The sequence below is a fragment of the Pseudomonas sp. NPDC087612 genome (assembly GCF_044743505.1).
Taxonomy (GTDB): domain Bacteria; phylum Pseudomonadota; class Gammaproteobacteria; order Pseudomonadales; family Pseudomonadaceae; genus Aquipseudomonas.
Window position 1 is genome coordinate 456343 of the sequence record NZ_JBIUWO010000006.1, and the last position, 19989, is coordinate 476331.

Here is a 19989-nt window from a genome sequence, read left to right on the forward strand (position 1 = left end):
TGTTCGAGTGCGCCTCAGAAGTTGACGCCGAAGCTGAGCGAGACATAGTCGCGGTCAGTGTTGGTGTTGAAGCGGCCGCCGAAGAAGTCCGTGTAGTTCAGGCTCGCGGTGTAGCGGGTCATGTAGTCGGCATCCAGGCCGACACTTACTGCTTTGGCGCCTTCCTCGAAGTTCGGCCCCCAGCCGTCTACGTCGTGGGACCAGGCCAGGTTCGGCGAGAGGTTGATGCCGGCAAGGACGTTGGTGTAATCGAGCTTGGCGCGCAGGCGGTAACCCCATGAGTCGGTGGTATAGAAGCCATGGCTGTTGCAGCGCTGCTGCGGGTTGCTGGCGGTGGCGCAGACCGTCGCGTTCTGGCTGCCGGGGAACTCGCCAGCACCGAATACCGGGCTGCGGCCGAAGCGGATGTCAGTGCCGTCAGCGTCGCCCAGGCCGTTGATGCGGTTGTAGCCCACCTCGCCGACCAGGGTCAGGCGGCTGGCGCCCCAGATCTGGTCGACGAAGTGGGTGGCGCTGACCTGGGCCTGCAGCACCGGCATGCGCTTGTAGCCAGGCAGGTCGCCGCCCAGCGCCTGGGTGGTTTCGCCCGAGGTGAACAGCGGCGAGGTCTGGGTACGAAAGTCGGTATCGGTGGACTGGATCGCCGCCAGGTTGAGGTCGGCGGTGTTGATCTGCAGCGGCATGTTCGGCCGGTAGCTGACCTCACCGCCGACGGAAGTCGCGCCCAGGGTGGTCTGCAAGCTCACGCCGTACAGGCGGATGTCCTCGGGGTAGTCGACAAAGTAGCGTGCCGAGCGTACCCGGTCGAACTGGCTCTGGGCCGCCGCCAGTGGTCGGGCGGCAGCGGGCAGGGCAGCCAACTGGGCGGCGGTGATCGGCGCGGTGGTCGTCTGCTTGAAGCTCAGGTAGGGCGTGCGGCTGTGGTAGTTCATGGCGTAGAAGCCGAACTCGCTGTCATTGAGCTGCGGCACGAACCAGCGCAAGGCCACGCCGAACTGGCCGCCGTCGCGGGCATCGTGGTCTTCCAGGCGCGGCATGTAGACGTTATCGACCACCGCGCCACTGAGGATCTGCGCCGCGCTCGCGGTGTTGTTCGCCACACCCGGGGCCAGGTCGGGGCCGGCGAACACCAGGCGGTCGTTGCAGCCCTGGGGCAGGGGGTCGGAGCCGAAGAACGTACCGCAGTTGTCGACCACCGAGTTGTCCCATTCCAGCTGGTAGAACACTTCGGCGTTGAGGTTCTCGGTCAGGCCCTGGGACAGGTAGAACATGTTGACCGGTACCAGGCCCTCCTTGACCTCGGCACCCGGCCGGCGCAAAGCGGCGACGTCCACCGGGTTGATGCTGTTGATCGAGTTGCCGATGAAGGTGCTTTCCCCCCAGCTGACCACCTGTTTCCCCAGGCGCACGTTGCCGGCCAGCTCGCCGAGGTTGTAGTTGTGGTACACGAAGGCATCGAGGAACTGCGCCCCGGAGGACTTGGCCAGGTCATCGCGGCCGCGGTCGTCGATGTCGTAGAACGGCCGGTGTTCGTCCTTGAGTTCGAAGTCGTACCAATACTTGCCGCGTACGAACACGCCACTTTCGCCGTACTTCAGCTCAAGGTCATGCACACCTTTGAAGATCTTCGAAAAGGTTTCGCCCTTTTTGAAGTTCTGCCGGTTGTCATCGGCGGTACGGGTGGCCGACTGGCCGCGCAGGCCCAGGGTATTGGCCGCGTTGATGAACTTGGGGTCCGGCCCGCGTACCGCCCAGCTGGAACCAACGGAAAGGGAAGAATCGAACTGCCCCTCGATCTCGCCGATCTGAAAATCGATGGCGCCGGCGCTGGCGCAGGTGCCAAGGCCGACCGCCAGGGCCAGCAAATGAGGGCGAAATTCGAATTGCCGTGTGGGCGCGCGGCGCAGGCGTTGCCGGCTCATGTGTCTTGCGAAAGTCACGTGTTGGTTACCCCTGATCTTGTTGTTGTTTGGGTGAACTGCCAGCAAACGCTACCGCCGGCACTCGCCGCGCTTCCCCCTCCAGAGGGGGGGGAGCACCCCCACCCGTCGTCAGACCCCTGCAACGACGGTTGCCCGAAGCCCCCTCTAGCGGGGGGGGACTTCAGGCATCGGCATTACGTGACCATCGGTGAACGGTTCGGCGCGATTGCCGCCCCACAGGTACGGCGGTCGCGGGCCTGGATAACTCACCCTGGAGAAAGTGATGTCGCAGAAAGTAGTTGTTGCCGGAGTCGGCATGATTCCGTTTGCCAAGCCTGGCCAGAGCGGGACGTACATCGAGATGGGCGCGCAAGCCATACGCCTGGCGCTGCAGGACGCCGGCCTGGACTATCGCAAGGTGCAACAGGCCTATGCCGGGTATGTCTATGGCGACTCCACCAGCGGTCAGTCGGCGCTTTATGAAGTCGGGCTGTCGGGCATCCCGGTGATCAACGTCAACAACAACTGCGGCAGCGGCTCGACCGCATTGTTTCTCGCCCGCCAGGCGGTTGAAAGCGGTGCGGTAGACTGCGCCCTGGCCTTTGGCTTCGAGCAGATGCAGCCGGGGGCGCTGAAATCGCACTGGCTCGATCGGCCGATCACCTATGGCAAAGGGCACGAAGTGGTCGATGAAATATTCCCTCAGGGCCGTGAAATGCCCGATGCCCTGAAGTTCTTCGGCGGCGCCGGCCTTGAACACATGCAAAAGTACGGCACCCGCATGGAAACCTTTGCGGCCATCCGCGCCAAGGCCAGCCGGCATGCCGCCAACAACCCGATGTCGGTGTTGCGCAAGGTGGTAAGCACCGAGGACGTGATGAACGACCAGGTAATTTTCCCGGGGGTAATGACCCGCCTGATGGCCTGCCCGCCGACCTGCGGCGGCGCCGCGGCAATCGTGGTCTCCGAGCGTTTTGCCAGGCAGCACGGCCTGCGTACCGACGTGTGCATCCTCGCCCAGGCGCTGGTGACCGATAAACCGGAAGCCTTCGATCCGCCATCGCTGATCAGCATCGTCGGCGTCGGCATGACCCGTCAGGCTGCCGCCCAGGTGTATGAAAAAGCCGGGGTCGGCCCGGAAGATATTCGGGTTTGCGAGCTGCATGACTGCTTTGCCCACAACGAACTGCTGACCTACGAAGGTCTGGGCTTCTGCCCGCAAGGCGGCGCCGAAAAGTTCGTGATGGACGGCGACAACACCTACGGCGGCCAGGTGGTGGTCAACCCGTCGGGGGGCTTGCTGTCCAAGGGCCACCCACTGGGCGCCACCGGCCTTGCCCAGTGCTACGAGCTGACCCACCAACTGCGCGGCACCGCCGACAAGCGCCAGGTGGCTGACCTGCAGCACGCTTTGCAACACAACCTGGGGTTGGGCGGCGCCGGCATCGTCACGCTGTTCGGCCGTAACTGACACCCCCTGCGCGCCCGCCAAGGCGCGCTTTTGCACTGACTGAGGAGGATCCGACATGGCAGACAAGCGTCTGATCGGCCGCTCTCTGGGTGTTACCACCTGTGAGGTTGAAAAGGGGCGCCTGCGCTTCTTCGCCAAGGCCATTGGCGAAACCGACCCGATATACAGCGACGAAGCCTGTGCCAGGGCCGCCGGTTACCGGTCGCTGCCGGTGCCGCCAAGCTTTCTGATGTGCCTGGAAGCCGAAGGACGCGACACCGACTACATCGTCCAGGACATTTTTGGCTTCGACCTGGGGCGCCTCCTGCATGCCGAGCAGGGCTTTGAGTACCACGCCATGGCCTTTGCCGGTGATGAGCTGACCTTCGCCACCGAGGTGGTGGATGTTTACCAAAAGAAGGGCGGGGCGCTGACCTTCGTGGTACAGCAGACCCGCGTCACCAACCAGCACGGCCAGCACATCGCGGATATCCGCTCGTCGCTGGTGCAGCGTTGAGGAGCCGCCAATGAACCTTAGTCACTGGGGCGATGTGCAGGTCGGCTTCGCACTCCCGCCGTTTACCGCGCCCGCCGTCACCCGCACCACCCTGGCGTTGTATGCCGGGGCGTCGGGCGATCACAACCAGGTGCATATCGACCTGGACTTCGCCCGCAAGGCCCGCCAGCCGGATGTGTTTGCCCACGGCATGCTCTCAGTGGCCTACCTCGGCCGCCTGCTCACTGCCTGGGTGGCGCAGAGGCAAATCCGCAGCCTGTCGGTGCGTTTCACCGGGATCACCCAGCTGGGGCACGTACCCACCTGCAGCGGCGAGGTTATCCAGCGCTTCGACGTAGACGGCGAAGCGCGCGTGCGCCTGGCGATTCGCTGCGGTAACCAGTACGGCGAGCACAAGTTGGTTGGCGAAGCCGTCGTGGCGCTGACCTGAACCCAATAAAAACAAGGAACAACAGCATGAGCAAACTTGCAGGCAAAGTCGCCCTGGTCACCGGCTCCGGCCGTGGTATCGGGCGTAGCGTGGCGTTGAAACTGGCCGCCGACGGCGCCCGCGTCGTGGTCAACGACCTGGATGCAGGGCCGGCCGAAGAGGTGGTGGCGCAAATCCGTGCGGCCGGTGGCGAGGCGGTGGCCTGCGTTGGCAGCGTCACCGCGGTGGATTTCGCCGAGCGCTTCGTCAACACCGCAATCGACAGCTACGGCACCATCGACATCATCGTCAACAACGCCGGCTACACCTGGGACAACGTGATCCAGAAGATGAGCGACGAGCAGTGGTATGCGATCCTCGACTGCCATCTCACCGCGCCGTTTCGCATCCTGCGTGCCGCCCAGCCGATCATCAGCGCCATGGCCAAGCAGGAGGCCGCTGAAGGGCGGGTAGTCAATCGCAAGGTGGTCAACGTGTCGTCGGTGTCGGCCGGTGGCAACCCTGGCCAGGTCAACTATTCGAGCGCCAAGGCCGGGGTGCTGGGCATGACCAAGTGCCTGGCCAAGGAATGGGGGCGGATGAAGGTCACTGTCAACGCTGTCGCCTTTGGCCATATCGAAACCCGCCAGACCCAGCCAGTGGAGGGCGATCCGAACTTCATCGAGATCGAAGGGCGGCAAATCAAGGTGGGCATCAGCCCGGCCATCGTCGAGCAGTCGAAAAGCATGATCCCGCTGGGACGCCCCGGCACCCCGGAGGAAGCCGCCGGTGCGGTGTACCTGTTGTGCATTCCAGAGTCGGACTACGTCAGCGGCCAGGTACTGGTCTGCGGTGGCGGCCTGGGCAACATCTAAAACCATGGCGGTGCGCGTGGGCGCACCGCCACTCTGCAGTGAGTAGCCATGACACTGTCGAAAAGGAGTTTCTGGTGAGCACTATCACCCTCAAGCACATCATGATCGCCGCGGTACTGCTGTTGTGTGGGCATGCCAGCCTGTCGCTGGCGCAGGACATCACCGCGGCCCAAGCCCGGGCCATCGCCAAGCAGGCCTACATCTACGGCTTCCCCCTGGTGGACCACTATCGCGTCCAGTACACCTACTTTCAGGACCGCCAGCATCCCGAGTTCAAGGCGCCCTGGAACACCCTGCACAACACGGCACGCATCTACACCCCGCAAGACAAGGCGTATCCGACCCCCAATGCCGATACCCCGTATTCCCAGCTGGGCGCGGACCTGGGCAGCGAACCGTTGGTGCTGAGCATGCCGGAGGTTGAGCAGGGGCGTTATTACTCGGCGCAGTTCGTCGATGCCTACACGCATAATTTCGGCTATGTCGGCAGTCGCACCACCGGTAATGGCGGCGGTACCTTTCTACTGGCCGGCCCCGACTGGCACGGCACAATCCCGCCTGGCATCGATCGGGTGTTGCGCTCGGAGACGCGCTTCGCCTTTGTCTTCTACCGCACCCAGTTGCGCGGCCCGGACGATCTGCCCAACGTCAAGCAGGTGCAGGCCGGTTACAAGGTCCAGCCACTCTCTGCCTACCTTGGCCAACCGGCCCCGGCCGCGGCGCCTGCAGTCGATTTCATGGTGCCGCTCAGCGCCCAGGCCGAGCGCACCGACCTGGCGTTTTTCAAGCAGTTGAACTTCGTTTTGCGCTACTGCCCGATTCATCCTTCGGAAACCGACCTGATGAAGTCGTTTGCAAAACTGGGCATCGGCCCAGGGCTAACGTTCGATGAGCAGGCCTGGCCCGAGGACATCCGCGCCGCGATGCGTGCAGGGGTCGCCGATGCCTGGCAAGACTTCGAGGCCCTCGGCCAGCAGGTTGCGCGCGGCGAAGTGGCCACCTCCAGGTTCCTCGGCAGCCGCGAGTTCCTGGGCAACAACTACCTGTACCGCATGCGTGCCAGCGTCACTGGCCTGTACGGCAATGACCGCGAAGAAACGCTCTATCCGCCGTTCTACCTGGATGCCCAGGGGCAGAAACTGGACGCTTCGCGCCACCGCTACACCTTGCGCTTCGCCCCCGGGCAACTGCCGCCGGTGAATGCCTTCTGGTCCCTGACCCTGTACGACGCCCAGCGCCTGCTGGTCGACAATCCGTTGAACCGGTACCTGATCAATTCGCCGATGCTGCCCGCCCTCAAGCGCGATGCCGATGGCGGTGTGACGCTGTACATCCAGCACCGGCAGCCGAACCCGGAGCACCTGGCCAACTGGTTACCCGCGCCAGATGGCCCGTTCTACCTGGCCGGGCGGTTGTACTGGCCCAAAGCCGAGGCACTGGACGGTCGCTGGCAGGCTCCAAAGGTTCAGCGCGTCGATTGAGCGCATTACTCGAAAACCCTGCAAAGGAGGCAATCATGTACAGGTCGATCTATCTCATCGTGCTCGGCTTAATGGCGCCGCTGTGCCTGGCCAGTGAGGCGCCGGCTGAGCGCTTGCGCGTCACCGCTGACAACTTTGTGCGCGCCGAATCCGACAGGTTCTTCAGCCTTGTGGTCGCGCGCGGCGGCTTTGGCCAGTTCGTCCATAACCGTCAACTGGTCCCGGTGGAAAGCCAGGTGGTAGTGCGCCCGAACCGCGACACGTTGTATTCGTCCGCGGTGTTCGACCTGGACGCGGGCCCGGTTACCGTTACCTTGCCCGATGCCGGCAAGCGCTACTTTTCGCTGAGCGCGATCAACGAGGATCAGTACACCCAAGGGCTGATCTACAAGGCCGGCAGCTACCATTTCAGCCGCGAATCGATTGGCACGCGCTATGTACTGCTAGGCCTGCGCACGCTGGTCGATCCGAGCTCGGCCAGCGACGTGCAGCTTGGCCACGCCCTGCAGGACCAGGTCAGGGTAGAGCAGCAGGGCGGCCCCGGTCGCTTCGAGGTTCCGCACTGGGATGCCGCCAGCCTCAATGCGCTGCGAACGAAGCTACTGTCACTGGCTGAAACCGTTACCGACTCGCGGCGCATGTTCGGCAGGGCCGAGGAGGTCGATCCGGTACGCCACCTGCTGGGCAGCGCCTCGGCCTGGGGCGGGAACCCTGAACGGGACGCTGTGTACCTCAATATCACCCCTGGACAGAATGACGGCGCGACCCCTTATGGGCTGTCCGTCAAGGAGGTTCCGGTGGGTGCCTTCTGGTCCATCAGCGTCTACAACGCCAGCGGATACTTCGAGAAAAACCCGCAAGGGTTCTACTCGCTCAACAGCCTCACGGCCAAACGTGCAGGCGACGGCAGCATCCGCGTGCAGTTTGGCAAATGTGAGGCCGGGATCAGTAACTGCCTGCCCATCAGCCCGGGCTGGAACTACATGGTCAGGCTGTACCAGCCAGGGGCCGAGATGCTGTCGGGGCGCTGGCGCTTCCCTGAGGCCGCGCCTGTCAGCATCCCCTAGCCGCGGAGCTGGGCGTTTCGCCGCCGAGCTACCGCTCAATGCTCGGCGCAAACCCCAGACACCGAGACCCGCCCGGCAGAAACCAGTAGAGTGCACATCACTCCCTCAATTGTTGCTTGAAGCATGAACCGTCCGCTGTTTGTTTCCCTCGATGGGCCCAAGGGCACCGGCAAGACCACGCTCCTGGAGGCCGTGACCAAAGCCTTGCGCGCCGACAAGCACAAGGTGATCCGCCTGTGCGAGAAAAAAAGCGATCCCTTTCGCGGTGCAACCATGGCCCTGGTCAACCAGCTGGTGCGCAATCCCTGCCGGGATCTGGAACTGGCCGTGTGCAAGCGTCTGGCCGATAGCCGCACCTGGATATCCGCGCATGTGCTGAGCAAACAGCCCGCCGACAGCATCATTCTCATCGATCGCTGGTACCCGTCCGATGCGGCGTTTCGCCGTTTAGTGCCGTTTGCCGAGATTCTGCAGTTGAACCTGGAGCGCAACGTACGGGTGCCGGACCTGCATGTCGGGGTGCTCACCGACCCTGAAGTGTCGTGGGCGAGGGCCGCGGCACGCAACCGCGGGCTGAACAGCACGGTGATGCACCGGCTCGAAGAGCACGTGGCGAGTACCCAGGCGTTCGAGCAGGCGGTTGCCGATAACGGCTGGGTGCTGTGCCGCAATGAAGGCACGATCGAGGAAGCCACCCGGCAGGTGGTTTCGTCGATCTATGCAGTCCTGCACTAGCAACGGCTACTGTTTCTCGGCCAGCTATTCCTCGGCCAGCTCCAGCCCCTGGTCCTCGCCCAGAAAGCCGCCACTCTGGTGCTGCCACAGCCGTGCATAGGTGCCGTTGCGCCCGAGCAGTTCGGCGTGGGTGCCTTGCTCGATGATGCGCCCCTCGTCCATGACGATCAGCCGGTCCATGGCCGCGATGGTCGAGAGCCGGTGGGCGATGGCGATGACGGTCTTGCCTTGCATCATTTCGCCAAGGCTTTCCTGAATCGCCACTTCCACTTCCGAATCCAGCGCGCTGGTGGCCTCGTCGAGCAGCAGGATCGGCGCGTTCTTGAGCATCACCCGGGCGATGGCAATGCGTTGGCGCTGGCCGCCCGAGAGCTTGATACCGCGCTCACCGACCAGGGTGTCGTAGCCGCTATGGCCCTGCTTGTCGCTCAGCTGGCTGATAAAGCCATCGGCCTGGGCGTGGTAGGCCGCCGCGCGGATTTGCGCATCAGTGGCATCCGGGCGGCCATAGGCAATGTTGTCGCGGATGGAGCGGTGCAGCAGGGAAGTATCCTGGGTGACCATGCCGATGGCGCTGCGCAGGCTGTCCTGGGTGACCTCGGCGATGTTCTGGCCGTCGATGCGGATCACCCCCTTGTCGACGTCGTAGAAGCGCAACAGCAGGTTGATCAACGTCGACTTGCCGGCGCCGGAGCGGCCCACCAGGCCGACCTTTTCGCCGGCGCGGATGTTCAGGTTGAGGCCATCGAGCACCTGGCGCTCGCCGTTGTAGTTGAAGCTGACGTTGTCAAAACTCACCGCGCCGCCGCGGGTCTGCAGCACGCCGGCGTTCGGCGCATCCTGCACCTTGGGGCCGCGGGTGAGGGTGGCCATGCCGTCCTGCACGGTGCCGATGTTCTCGAACAGCGCGGTCATTTGCCACATGATCCAGTGCGACATGCCATTGATGCGCAGGGCCATGGCGGTAATCGCCGCCACCGCGCCGGTGCCGACGTCACCCTGGTGCCACAACCACAGGGCGTAGCCGCCGGCGCCGATGATCAAGGCCACCACCAGCGCCTGGTTGACGATTTCGAACTGGCTGACCAGGCGCATCTGGCGAAAGCCGGTCTGCTTGAAATCTTCCATCGCCGCGCGGGCGAAGTGCGCTTCACGCTTGGAGTGGGAAAACAGCTTGACCGTGGTGATGTTGGTGTAAGCGTCGGAGATACGCCCGGTCATTGAAGAGCGGGCATGGGCCTGCTCCTGCCCGACCTTGCCCAGGCGCGGCACGAAGTACAGCATGGCCAGGCCGAACAACGCCACCCAGGCAATAAAAGGCAGCATCAGCTTGAGGGCGAAGCCACCGGCCAGGGCGATGATGGCGATGAAGTACACGCCGATGCCGGGGATGATCTCGATCAGGGTGAACAGCACCTCGCGCACGGCGAGGGCGGTCTGCATCACCTTGGTGGTCACCCGCCCGGAGAACTCATCGGAAAAGAACGACAGGCTCTGGCGCAACATCAGCCGGTGGAAGTCCCAGCGCAGGCGCAGCGGCAGGTTGATCGCCAGTACCTGGTGCTGGACCATGGTGCGCAGCGCCACCAGGCCGATGCTGGTCAACAGCACGATACCGATGCCCCACAGCACGCGCCGCTCCTCGCCGTCGGTAGCGCCACCGGCCTGCCAGGTCGAGAGCAGGTCGACCACCTGGCCGAGAAAGGCGAACAACCAGGCTTCGTAGATCGACACACTGGCACTGAGCAGCGCAAGCGCAAGCACATAGCCGCGCGCACCACGGGTGCAGGCCCACAGAAAGCGCAACAGGCCCACCGGTGGCGGTGGTACTTCGTCGGGCGGGAAGGGGTCGAGGCGGCGTTCAAAGATCTGCAGCATGATGGCTTCCGAAAACGTGTAGCCCTGTAGTCTAGCCGGACGATGACGTCAGTGGGCATCGACCTATCCTGTGCCGATGCCTCCCCACCCCCAGGAGTACCACTGATGGCCCTTACTTTGGACGACCTTGTCGAGATCGAGCACATCAAGCAGCTCAAGTACCGTTACTTTCTTGCGGTTGATCGCCATGACTGGGCGGCACTGGAGGGGTGCCTTGCCGAAGACCTGACCACCGCCCTGGACGGCGGCAAATACAGCTTCGACAGCCGGGCAGCCTTTATTGACGGGCTCAAGGCGATACTCGACCGGCCGACGTTCCTGTGCAAACACCACGGGCACCATCCGCAGATCGAAATGCTCTCGGCCGACACCGCGCGCGGCAGCTGGTACCTGGAAGATCACGCCATCGACCTTGAGGGCGACTGGCTGCTGCACGGCACGGCGCTGTACCAGGATGACTACGTCAAGCGTGACGGGCGCTGGTTGATCGTTGCCACAGGCTACCAGCGCCTGTTTGAAACCGTGACCTCACCGATACCTGCACAGTTCAAGGTCACGGCCAACCTGTTTGACCGGCCCTAGAGGCGATATTGACTGGTGGGCAGCACGTCGATCTTGTCGAAATCGATAAAGCGCGCGCAGCTGTCCATCATGATTGCCAGGTTGCGCTGGAACTTTGCCTCGTCGCCGACCGCGTCGAAGAAGGCTTGAGGGTCGGTCATCGCCGCCGGCGGGAAGCACTCTTCGACGATGGCGTCGATCGGCGGGGCGCCGTGGGTCAGCACCTGCACCACCAGGTTCTGCACGTACTGGAAGTTGTCCTGGGTGTCGATGGCCACTGCCGTGTGGTGGTTGCGCCAGATGTCCAGCCAGGCCTGCGGGGTCAGGCGAGGAGGGCGGGTCAGCAGGGCTACTTGCGCAAAACCGTAGGTTCGCTCGCCCGGCGCGCAAGCAAAGCGTGTGTTGCCGATAGCCTCGGACTCGCACACCAGATAGGCCGCCATACGCGCGGTTGCGGCCATGATCAGCCGGTCGAACGGCTGCCTGGCACTGGCGTTGGCGCTGTCCAGCCACAGCGACAGGCAGGCGTGCGGCAGCGGCCGGTTGTTCTCCTGGCGCAAGCCTGCCGCAGCGTCGACGTCGCTGTCGGCCAGGTTGAGTTGCAGCCTTTGCGCACCCAGCGCCTGCAGTTGCGCGGCAACTTCGCAGCGCAGTTGCCGGGCAAAGGTTTCGCGCGGGGTCTGGGTGTCGCGCCAGAGCAGGTAGATGACTTTTTCCATGGCGATCAAGGTCCTTCGCAGTTGGTCAATGAGCGGGCGGGGTATCGACCCAAAGCCATGCTGGGGGCAACGCGACACCATGGAATCCTCCGAACAGACTAGCGTTCAATCGCTTTGCCACAGCTAGTCCCAACGGACGATCAGCACTCGCCTGCGGCTCGATAGACTCAAGCCACACCCACTTGTGAGGTCAGCCGAATGAGCCTGGAACACCGCATTGCCCGCCTGGAGGCGCTTGACGCCATTCGCCAGCTCAAGCACCGCTATTTCAACGCCTGCGACCTCAAGCAGGTGGAGGTCATCCGCGACTGCTTTGCCGAAGGCGAGATCCTCATCGACTACGGCCCGGTGGGGACGTTTCGCGATCGCGACAGTTTCGTCGCGCTCTATCAGCAACTGGCATGCAACGCGCAGGTGATCGACCTGCATCACGGCGCCAACCCGGAAATACACCTGACTGGTGACGACCAGGCCCAGGGCCGCTGGGCCCTGTACTACTTCAATCTGGATGGCGAGAGCGGCGCCACGCGGCAACTGGGTGGCATCTACCAGGATCGTTACCGGCGCATCGACGGGCAGTGGAAGTTGATCGAGACTTGCTTCAGCGCTCATTCGCGGGTAGAGGGCTAGGCTTTGTACGAAAAGTGCCTGCGCGACGATCATGCTGCGTTGAAAACAGGCTCGGAATGCTCATTTACAACTCGTAAACTCCGCTTCCTCGCCTGTTTTCGCCTTGCCTGATCGCCGCTCGGCGACTTTTCGTACAAACCCTAGTCAAGGGCCTGGAGGCGCGAATGCGGTATTTGCTTTAAATGTAAAGTATTCGCATTTATACTGCGCGGCCACGCCTCCCTTGGCATTCCCTTCGCGCAGGTCATCGTGCAGGTCGAGCCCAGCAAACCCACACTCCTGGCAACCTTGGTCCGTCATTATGACGAGCTGGTGGACCATGTGCGCCGACGTTTTGGCGAGCGGGTGTTCGCCCGTGAAGTGGTGCATGACCTGTGCCTGCAGTTGCTGGAAAAGGACGAAAAACAGGATGTGCGCACGCCGGTGGCGTTGTTGCGCAAGATCGCCCACGATCTCGCGGTTAGCCGCTACCGTAGCGAACGCCGTCGCCAGGGCTGGATAATCGGCGTTGATGCCTTGCCTGAGGTCGCCAGTGGCGCCCCAAGCCAGGAGCGCCATCTTGACGCTGAACGCACCCTGGCGCTGCTGACCGATGCGATTGCCAACTTGCCGGCGCGCTGTCAGGCGGTGTTCGTCATGCACAAACTGCACGAACTGCCGCAAGCGCAAGTGGCCGAACGCCTGGGCATTTCGCTCAAAACCGTAGAAAAACACCTGCGCCTGGGCATGAACGCGTGCCGCAAACACCTGGCCTCGGAGCTGCTGCCATGAGCCGCAAGCCCCAGGACTACCGCGAAGAAGACGAAGCCCTTGCGCGCTTTCGCGAGGAGCTCAAGCAGCGATTCCCGCTGCCCGCGTCTACACCCGCCAAGCGCAAGCGCACCACCGGCAAAACCCTGGGGCTGGTTGGGCTGGCCCTGGCGGCGGGCGCGCTGTGGCTGGACCCTGCGTATCAAACTCAACATATCGCCAGCCAGGTCGGCCAGCGCCAGGCCCTGCAACTGGCCGACGGCAGCCAGGTACTGCTCGACAGCGACAGCGAGCTGACCATCAGCTGGCACCTGCGCACCCGCCAGGTCGAGCTGCAACGGGGCCAGGCGTTGTTCCAGGTGTCGCCGAGGGTCTACCGGCCGTTTCTGGTCGATGCCGGCGGGGCAGGGGTGCGGGTGGTTGGCACCCGCTTCAACGTCAACCGCAACGGGCAAGACGTGCAGGTGACCGTGGCCGAAGGCAAGGTCGCGGTGCGCGGGCGTGCCACCGAGGCGGTGACGTTGCTCGAACCTGGCCAGCAACTGCGCGTGCGCGATGGCATCGCCGGTCCGGTGACCCGGGTCAGCGCCGATGATGTCACGGCCTGGAAAGACAACCGCCTGGTGTTCGCCAGCGCGCCGCTGGCCGAGGTCATCGCCACGCTGCAGCGCTATCACCGCCAGCCGATCAGGCTGATCGACCCGGGCATGGCCCGCTTGCCGGTATCCGGGGTGTTCGACAGCGAGCATGTCGAGCGTCTGCTGGCGCTGTTGCCGGCGATCCTGCCGGTCAGTGTTGCAACCGCGGCTGATGGCGCGGTGCTGATTAAATCCCGCGACACGAAAAAATAATCTGCGCCAGAGGTAGGGTTGCGCGGCGGTGCTGACGGCTATCTCTCTGCAACCTTACTTTGTGGAGCATAAAAACGTGAGTCAGCCCTTCCTGCGTGCGCCTGTGCGCCTGTCTTTGCTGGCCAGCGGCCTGCTGCTCAGCCAGTGGTCGCTGGCGCAATCGGCACCGGTCGATTTCGATGTGCCCGCCAGCTCGCTGGAAACATCCCTGAACGCCGTCGCCCGCCAATCCTCGGCGCAGATCCTCTTTGCCAGCGACATCACTGCCGGCAAGAGCGCACCTGCGCTGCGCGGGCGCTACACCTTGCAGCAAGCGCTGCAGCGGCTGCTGGGCAAGAGCGGGCTGACCGCCCAGGAGCGCGACGAACATACCTACCTGGTGCTGCCGGCCGCTACTTCGGCTGTTAAAGAAGCGGCCGCCAGCGATTCGGCCGCAGTGGAACTGGCCAGCCTGGAGATCAGCTCGTCGCGCCTGAACAGCGACCTGGTGCCGCAAGCCCGGCAGGTCAATGTCATCGAGCGCGAACAGCTGGAGCAGTTGCGCCAGGGCTCCGATGGCCTGGCTACCTTGCTGGCGAAAAGCATTCCCGGCATGGCGGACTCCAGCCGCACCATCACCGATTACGGGCAAACGCTGCGTGGCCGGACGATGCTGGTGCTGGTCGACGGCGTACCGCTGAACACCAACCGCGATTCCTCACGTAACCTGGCCAACATCGACCCGGCGCTGATCGAGCGCATCGAAGTGATTCGTGGCAGCAGCGCCATCTATGGTGCCGGGGCCACCGGCGGGATTATCTCCATCACCACCCGCCCGGCCGGTGGCGAGCCGCGTGCGCAAACCACCCTCAGCGCCGTATCGCCACTGAGCCAGCTAGACAGCGACGGCCTCGGCGGGCAGTTGCAGCATCACCTGTCGGGCGCCCAGGGCCAGGTCGATTACGCCCTGGATTTTGGCGCCCGGCACATTGGCGCCTCCTATGACGCCAAAGGCCACCGTATAGCGCCCGAGCCGAGCCAGGGCGACCTGTTCGATTCCAACACCTACAACATCGGCGGCAAACTGGGCTTGCGCATCGACGAGGTGCAGCGCATCCAGCTGTCGGCCAGCCACTACAACGCCGAGCAGAACTCCGACTACACCTCCGACCCTTCGGTTGCCCGCCTGCCGCCAGGCTCGGTAGCGGCCCGGCCGCTGTCGGGGCTGTCGCTGGACGAGCAGAACCAGATCAAGAACACCTTGCTCAACCTTGAATATGCGCACACCGACATCCTCGGCGGCACGCTCAATGCGCAGCTGTACTACCGCGACTACTTCACCCGCTTCACGCCCTTCGATGCGCGGGCGGTGGCCACTCGCGGGCGCAATGTCGACCAGGTGATGCAGAACAGCGAAGTGTTCGGCAGCCGCGTGACCCTGCGCACCCCGATCGGCAGCGCCGGCACGACCGAGCTGCTGTGGGGCGGCGACTTCAACCAGGAGCGCAGCGACATGCCGATCGACATCTTCGACCCACAGGTGTACGACGCCAGCGGCGGCCGGGTGTTCGACAAGATCGGCAAACTGACCTACATGCCCGACCTGACCTCGCGCAGTGTCGGTGGCTTTGCCCAGCTGCAGCACAAGTTCAATGAGCACTGGTCGATGGAAGGTGGCGTGCGCTACGAGTACGCCACCGCCGAATACGATGACTTCATTCCGCTGTCGGAATCGGCTGCCGCCCAGCCGGCCACGGTGCAGGGCGGCGAGGTTCACTACGACTCGGTGCTGTCCAACCTCAGCGTCACCTACTCACCGGTGGCCGGCCAGGCGATCTATGCGGCCTTCAGCCAGGGTTTCCAGCTGCCCGATATTGGTGTGCAACTGCGCAATGCCCGGCGCGGCTTTGACATCGATTCGTCGAACCTGGAGCCGGTGAAAACCAACAACTACGAGCTGGGCTGGCGCGGCGCCGTGGGCGAGCAGACCCTGGCGTCGGTGGCGGTGTTCTACACCACCTCCAAGCTGGGCGATGTGCAGAGCTTCAACAACGGCCTGATCCTCACCCGCACCAAAGAACGCATCTACGGCGTGGAAGGCAGCGCCGACTGGCTGACCGGCGATGAACGCTGGGGCGCCGGTGGCAGCTTTACCTGGATGAAGGGCCGCGAGCAACCGGACGGCGGCGACTGGCAGGACATGACCGGCTACCGCATCCCGCCGCTGAAGCTGACCGCCTATGTGCAGTTCAAGCCCAGCGAGGTGTGGAGCAACCGCGTGCAAGCCACCTATTTTGATGGTGATGACTATCGCCTGGATGGCGTTGCCAGCTTCGGCCGGCGCAAGGTCGATGGCTACACCACGGTCGACCTGATCAGCCAGTACCAGGTGACGGCCGACGACCAGGTCAGCGTCGGTATCCAGAACCTGTTCAACCGCGACTACTACCCGCTGTACAGCCAGCTGATGCGCAACAGCAACAACACCAGCCACCTGCCCGCGCCGGGGACGGTGTTGACGGCCAGTTATACGCATCAATGGTAGTAGTTCGTTGGCAAGCGGCGAAGCCCGGGCGTTTTTGGGTTTCGCCGCTTGCTGACAGTCACGCGTCAAGGGATGCAGGGGCAAAGTAGCAGGCGCTTGGCAGCAAGGTGCCGGTTTTGCGCCAGTGAGGTGGTGTGGCTCTAGCCGACCTCTAAATTGCCACCCGCAGCCGCCCGATTGGCCTCAATCTCGTCCAGAAGCTCGGCGTTGTCTTCTGCCCACTCATAGAGCGCCATCAGCGGCTCGACAAATTTGTGGCCCACCTCAGTTAATGAGTACTCGACCATGGGCGGCACCACCTGGTGCACCTTGCGCGCGAGCAAACCATCACTCTCCAGCTCGCGCAGGGTCTGGGTAAGCATCTTCTTTGAAATTCCCGGCATCGTGCGCTGAAGCTGGCCTGTGCGCATCGAGCCGAAACTCAGCACATAAATCACCATCGACGACCATTTCGGCGCCAAAAGCGCGTGAATTCTGCGAGGCGGGCATTGCTCGCAGACCACCATGGGATTACCGGGATCGCGAACAGTGGGTGTGGTCATGGTTACCATTGGGTGCCTACGTTTCAAAAAAGTGCCTAATCGACAGATGATACCTAAAGGCTCAAGCTAACCCTAATCCCTGGATTACCCACTGTAAACAACCTCTAAGGAGATCAGAATGAGCAGCCAGTACACGATGCGAGCCATGGTGCTAGACGACTACGCGACCGGAACATTGCTGGAGAAAACCGTACAACGCCCCTCGCCACGGGCGGGTGAAGTACTCGTGCGCATTGCAGCCAGCGGTGTTAACCCCATCGACAACATGATTCGCCTGGGACTTGCACCCTATGCCATGCCGGAGCTGCCTGCGGTTCTCGGTACCGACCTTGCAGGCGTCGTGGTTGAAACAGGGCCTGAGGTGACCGCCTTCAACGTCGGCGATGAGGTTTACGGACTCACCGGAGGCGTTCGCGGGCTGCAGGGCTCGCTGGCTGAATACGCTGCGGTCGACGCTGCGCTGCTGGCATTGAAACCGAAGAACCTGAGCATGCGCGAAGCCGCGGCACTGCCGCTGGTATTTTTGACCGCCTGGGAAGGCCTGGTCGATCGCGCCGCTGTCCAGCCCGGCCAGCGTGTGCTGGTACAAGGCGGCGCTGGCGGAGTCGGCCATGTAGCAATCCAGATAGCCGCCGCACACGGCGCTGAGGTGTACGCGACAGCGTCCGCCGGCAAGCAAGCAATCGTCGCATCCTTTGGCGCTACGCCTATTGATTACAACGCTAAAACCGTCGAGCAATACGTTGCGGATTTCACTGAAGGCAAAGGCTTCGACATTGTTTACGACACCGTGGGCGGACAGAGCCTGGACGACTCCCTGGTTGCGGCCAAAGCCTATGGCCATGTCGCCAGTTGTTTTGCTTTCGCCTCCCACAACCTGGCCCCTGGCTCCCTGCGTTGCGTGACGCTGTCAGGCATATTCGTGCTTTTGCCAATGCTCAGCGGGGAAGGGCGCGCGCACCATGGGCAAATCCTGCGGCATGCGACGCGGCTCGCGGAAGAGGGCAAGCTCAAACCGCTGATGGACCCTCACCGTTTTGGCCTGGCCCAAGCCCAGGATGCACAGGTTTTGCAGGGTTCGGGCAAGGCTGTGGGCAAGGTCGTCATCGATATCGAGTAACGTCCTCCTGCCAGACGCTCCATGGTGGAAAATCCAAGACCTTGCGCTAGCCTCAGAGTGCTCCTTCAGGGAGCAGATCGGTCGGGCCATGTACGGCCTTAATACAGTTCTGAGGGAATAGAACAATGTCTAAAATTGATTTTTCATCACTGAAGTCGCAAGTAAATGATTCAGCATCATTGATGCCTGATATTGCCAATAAAAAAATCCTCATGGGGTTCTGGCATAACTGGCAAGCCGGCCATAGTGACGGTTATCAAGGTGGGCACTTTGCCAATCTGAATCTGGTGGATGTACCCAAGGACTACAACGTTGTTGCTGTGGCTTTCATGAAAGGCCAAGGTATTCCTACCTTCAGCCCTTACAACCTCTCCGACGATGAGTTTCGCCGTCAAGTCGGCGTGCTCAACAGTCAGGGGAGGGCGGTGTTGATCTCATTGGGCGGCGCCGACGCTCATATCGAGTTGCACAAGGGCGATGAGCAGCCACTGGCGAATGAAATCATTCGCCTGGTTGAAGTCTACGGCTTTGACGGGCTGGATATCGACCTGGAGCAAAGCGCGATTGATTTTGCCGACAACAAGACGGTGCTGCCGGCGGCCTTGAAACTGGTGAAGGATCACTACAAGGCCGAAGGGAAACACTTCATCATCAGCATGGCACCCGAGTTTCCCTACCTCAGGGTTGGCGGCAAGTACGTTGGCTACCTTCAGGCCCTTGAGGGCTACTACGACTTCATCGCACCGCAGTACTACAACCAGGGTGGCGATGGGATCTGGGTACAGGAGGCCAACGGTGGTCAAGGTGCCTGGATTGCCCAGAACAATGATGAAATGAAAGAGGATTTCCTCTACTACCTGACCGAAAGCCTGGTGACCGGTACGCGGGATTACATCGCCATCCCCGCAGATAAATTCGTCATTGGCTTACCGGCCAACAACGACGCTGCGGCCACTGGCTATGTGATAGATCCTGCTGCGGTTGTCAATGCATTCAAGCGTCTCGACACTGCTGGCCATGCCATCAAAGGGCTGATGACCTGGTCCATTAACTGGGACGACGGTGTTACCCGGGACAATGTTGCCTACAACTGGGAGTTCTACAATCGTTATGCACCGTTGATTCACGGCGAATCGCAGCCTGGCGAGCGGCCAACGGCGCCCGCGAACCTGTCGGCCAGGGACGTCACCGAAATCAGCATGACCTTGAGTTGGGGCGCTTCAAGCGGCCCGCGGCCGATCGCGACCTACACGCTGTACCGAAATGGGGCTGCGATAGGCAATACACCAGCGTTAACGCTGAAGGACTCAGGCCTGAAGGCGAACACTCAGTACAGCTACTTTGTCACCGCAACAGACGCTCAGGGTAATCAGTCGCTTCCAAGCAAGAGCTTGATCGTTCGAACGGCCGGAGACATCACCGATCCAGAGTTCCCCGAGTGGCAGTTGAACCAACGGTATTTCAAGGAAGATGGCGTGAGTTACGAAGGCAATCATTACGTGTGCCTGCAAGAGCACGTATCAAACTCAGGCTGGACACCACCAGAGGCGTTTACGCTGTGGGCGAAGGTGGCGATCAAAAGGCGCGCTTAGGGGGGGAATGCGAAGCCCGGCGGTGATGCCGGGCTTTCATCTATGATTCCTGATTTATTAATGAGTGTTGTTGGATGTTCATGAGAGATCCCAAACGGCATTGAATCGCCACGGATTCTCTAGTTGACTAAAGTTCGACCACCACCAGTGAACCATTGAGTGGTTTCTCGGCCCTTCAGTGACCAATCCGAAAGTGTAGTGGTCTAATGAAACCGGACACCCATTTAGGCGAGAATGCTCGCCATAGAGAGGTGTCTGATGACCAAGCAACGTCGTACCTTTACCCCAGAATTCAAGCGCGAAGCTGCCAGCCTGGTGCTCGACCAGGGCTACAGCCATATCGATGCCGCCCGTTCACTTGGGCTG

Annotated in this window: 19 protein-coding genes; 15 read left to right on the plus strand and 4 right to left on the minus strand. The window is 62.4% G+C overall.

Features of this window, described 5'->3' with window-relative positions:
- Positions 1-14 precede the first annotated feature (14 nt).
- Positions 15-1922 (minus strand): DUF1302 domain-containing protein, encoded by a 1908-nt coding sequence (locus ACIOVF_RS15415; RefSeq protein WP_045198963.1) that lies wholly within the window; start codon positions 1920-1922, stop codon positions 15-17.
- Positions 1923-2205: 283 nt separating this feature from the next.
- Here ACIOVF_RS15415 and ACIOVF_RS15420 point away from each other — a divergent pair, with 283 nt between their 5' ends.
- The 7 genes from ACIOVF_RS15420 (at position 2206) to ACIOVF_RS15450 (ending at position 8456) form a co-directional block, all read left to right on the plus strand.
- Positions 2206-3393: a lipid-transfer protein gene (locus ACIOVF_RS15420; RefSeq protein ID WP_045198966.1), complete on the plus strand. Its 1188-nt coding sequence runs from the start codon at positions 2206-2208 to the stop codon at positions 3391-3393.
- 55 nt (positions 3394-3448) lie between these two features.
- The gene (locus ACIOVF_RS15425) at positions 3449-3889 is read left to right on the plus strand and encodes a MaoC family dehydratase N-terminal domain-containing protein (RefSeq protein WP_045198968.1); all 441 of its coding nucleotides are present in this window, start codon (positions 3449-3451) and stop codon (positions 3887-3889) included.
- A 10-nt stretch (positions 3890-3899) separates the two neighbouring features.
- Positions 3900-4319, plus strand: coding sequence for a MaoC/PaaZ C-terminal domain-containing protein (locus tag ACIOVF_RS15430; protein WP_045198969.1), 420 nt, complete (start codon positions 3900-3902; stop codon positions 4317-4319).
- Positions 4320-4345: 26 nt separating this feature from the next.
- Positions 4346-5173: an SDR family NAD(P)-dependent oxidoreductase gene (locus ACIOVF_RS15435; RefSeq protein ID WP_401290562.1), complete on the plus strand. Its 828-nt coding sequence runs from the start codon at positions 4346-4348 to the stop codon at positions 5171-5173.
- A gap of 74 nt (positions 5174-5247) precedes the next feature.
- On the plus strand, positions 5248-6654 hold the full coding sequence (locus tag ACIOVF_RS15440) for a DUF1254 domain-containing protein (protein WP_082075462.1): 1407 nt from the start codon (positions 5248-5250) through the stop codon (positions 6652-6654).
- A 35-nt stretch (positions 6655-6689) separates the two neighbouring features.
- Entirely contained in the window at positions 6690-7721 is a 1032-nt protein-coding gene (locus ACIOVF_RS15445) for a DUF1254 domain-containing protein (protein WP_082075463.1), read from the plus strand.
- Positions 7722-7844: 123 nt separating this feature from the next.
- Positions 7845-8456: a dTMP kinase gene (locus ACIOVF_RS15450; protein WP_401290566.1), complete on the plus strand. Its 612-nt coding sequence runs from the start codon at positions 7845-7847 to the stop codon at positions 8454-8456.
- Positions 8457-8480: 24 nt separating this feature from the next.
- Here the strand turns inward: ACIOVF_RS15450 and ACIOVF_RS15455 are convergent, their stop codons facing one another.
- Positions 8481-10334 (minus strand): ABC transporter ATP-binding protein, encoded by a 1854-nt coding sequence (locus ACIOVF_RS15455; protein WP_401290569.1) that lies wholly within the window; start codon positions 10332-10334, stop codon positions 8481-8483.
- A gap of 105 nt (positions 10335-10439) precedes the next feature.
- Here ACIOVF_RS15455 and ACIOVF_RS15460 point away from each other — a divergent pair, with 105 nt between their 5' ends.
- Entirely contained in the window at positions 10440-10916 is a 477-nt protein-coding gene (locus ACIOVF_RS15460; protein ID WP_082075464.1) for a nuclear transport factor 2 family protein, read from the plus strand.
- On the opposite strand, the gene ACIOVF_RS15465 is transcribed toward ACIOVF_RS15460, so the two are convergent.
- Positions 10913-11614, minus strand: coding sequence for an EthD domain-containing protein (locus ACIOVF_RS15465; protein ID WP_045198977.1), 702 nt, complete (start codon positions 11612-11614; stop codon positions 10913-10915). The genes ACIOVF_RS15460 and ACIOVF_RS15465 overlap by 4 nt on opposite strands.
- Positions 11615-11812: 198 nt before the next feature.
- On the opposite strand from ACIOVF_RS15465, the gene ACIOVF_RS15470 reads away from it, so the two are divergent.
- The 4 genes from ACIOVF_RS15470 to ACIOVF_RS15485 all read left to right on the plus strand — a co-directional run bounded on the left by ACIOVF_RS15470 (position 11813) and on the right by ACIOVF_RS15485 (position 16369).
- Positions 11813-12244: a nuclear transport factor 2 family protein gene (locus ACIOVF_RS15470; RefSeq protein WP_401290573.1), complete on the plus strand. Its 432-nt coding sequence runs from the start codon at positions 11813-11815 to the stop codon at positions 12242-12244.
- Positions 12245-12493: 249 nt separating this feature from the next.
- The gene (locus ACIOVF_RS15475; protein WP_401290576.1) at positions 12494-13015 is read left to right on the plus strand and encodes an RNA polymerase sigma factor; all 522 of its coding nucleotides are present in this window, start codon (positions 12494-12496) and stop codon (positions 13013-13015) included.
- The gene (locus tag ACIOVF_RS15480) at positions 13012-13845 is read left to right on the plus strand and encodes a FecR family protein (RefSeq protein WP_401290579.1); all 834 of its coding nucleotides are present in this window, start codon (positions 13012-13014) and stop codon (positions 13843-13845) included. Before ACIOVF_RS15475 ends, ACIOVF_RS15480 begins: the two co-directional genes overlap by 4 nt.
- A 76-nt stretch (positions 13846-13921) precedes the next feature.
- Positions 13922-16369 carry a TonB-dependent siderophore receptor gene (locus tag ACIOVF_RS15485; protein ID WP_401290582.1) on the plus strand — a complete coding sequence of 816 codons (2448 nt, stop codon included), beginning with the start codon at positions 13922-13924 and terminating at the stop codon, positions 16367-16369.
- Between the two features lie 140 nt (positions 16370-16509).
- Here the strand turns inward: ACIOVF_RS15485 and ACIOVF_RS15490 are convergent, their stop codons facing one another.
- Positions 16510-16911 (minus strand): winged helix-turn-helix transcriptional regulator, encoded by a 402-nt coding sequence (locus tag ACIOVF_RS15490; protein WP_401290585.1) that lies wholly within the window; start codon positions 16909-16911, stop codon positions 16510-16512.
- Positions 16912-17029: 118 nt separating this feature from the next.
- Between ACIOVF_RS15490 and ACIOVF_RS15495 the strand changes: the two genes are divergently transcribed.
- From ACIOVF_RS15495 to ACIOVF_RS15505, 3 genes are all read left to right on the plus strand, one after another.
- Entirely contained in the window at positions 17030-18031 is a 1002-nt protein-coding gene (locus tag ACIOVF_RS15495) for a zinc-dependent alcohol dehydrogenase family protein (protein ID WP_401290588.1), read from the plus strand.
- A 125-nt stretch (positions 18032-18156) separates the two neighbouring features.
- On the plus strand, positions 18157-19623 hold the full coding sequence (locus tag ACIOVF_RS15500; RefSeq protein WP_401290591.1) for a glycosyl hydrolase family 18 protein: 1467 nt from the start codon (positions 18157-18159) through the stop codon (positions 19621-19623).
- Between the two features lie 258 nt (positions 19624-19881).
- The coding region (locus ACIOVF_RS15505; RefSeq protein WP_401290604.1) for a transposase at positions 19882-19989 on the plus strand (108 nt) is incomplete at its 3' end.

Bases quoted from the DNA above. Each gene is read 5' to 3' on its own strand.
- ACIOVF_RS15450 (WP_401290566.1), top strand. From the start codon at position 7,845: ATGAACCGTCCGCTGTTTGTTTCCCTCGATGGGCCCAAGGGCACCGGC.
- ACIOVF_RS15480 (WP_401290579.1), top strand. From the start codon at position 13,012: ATGAGCCGCAAGCCCCAGGACTACCGCGAAGAAGACGAAGCCCTTGCG.
- ACIOVF_RS15420 (WP_045198966.1), top strand. From the start codon at position 2,206: ATGTCGCAGAAAGTAGTTGTTGCCGGAGTCGGCATGATTCCGTTTGCC.
- ACIOVF_RS15490 (WP_401290585.1), bottom strand. From the start codon at position 16,911: ATGACCACACCCACTGTTCGCGATCCCGGTAATCCCATGGTGGTCTGC.
- ACIOVF_RS15470 (WP_401290573.1), top strand. From the start codon at position 11,813: ATGAGCCTGGAACACCGCATTGCCCGCCTGGAGGCGCTTGACGCCATT.
- ACIOVF_RS15430 (WP_045198969.1), top strand. From the start codon at position 3,900: ATGAACCTTAGTCACTGGGGCGATGTGCAGGTCGGCTTCGCACTCCCG.
- ACIOVF_RS15435 (WP_401290562.1), top strand. From the start codon at position 4,346: ATGAGCAAACTTGCAGGCAAAGTCGCCCTGGTCACCGGCTCCGGCCGT.
- ACIOVF_RS15445 (WP_082075463.1), top strand. From the start codon at position 6,690: ATGTACAGGTCGATCTATCTCATCGTGCTCGGCTTAATGGCGCCGCTG.
- ACIOVF_RS15460 (WP_082075464.1), top strand. From the start codon at position 10,440: ATGGCCCTTACTTTGGACGACCTTGTCGAGATCGAGCACATCAAGCAG.
- ACIOVF_RS15425 (WP_045198968.1), top strand. From the start codon at position 3,449: ATGGCAGACAAGCGTCTGATCGGCCGCTCTCTGGGTGTTACCACCTGT.
- ACIOVF_RS15500 (WP_401290591.1), top strand. From the start codon at position 18,157: ATGTCTAAAATTGATTTTTCATCACTGAAGTCGCAAGTAAATGATTCA.
- ACIOVF_RS15415 (WP_045198963.1), bottom strand. From the start codon at position 1,922: ATGAGCCGGCAACGCCTGCGCCGCGCGCCCACACGGCAATTCGAATTT.
- ACIOVF_RS15465 (WP_045198977.1), bottom strand. From the start codon at position 11,614: ATGGAAAAAGTCATCTACCTGCTCTGGCGCGACACCCAGACCCCGCGC.
- ACIOVF_RS15495 (WP_401290588.1), top strand. From the start codon at position 17,030: ATGAGCAGCCAGTACACGATGCGAGCCATGGTGCTAGACGACTACGCG.
- ACIOVF_RS15455 (WP_401290569.1), bottom strand. From the start codon at position 10,334: ATGCTGCAGATCTTTGAACGCCGCCTCGACCCCTTCCCGCCCGACGAA.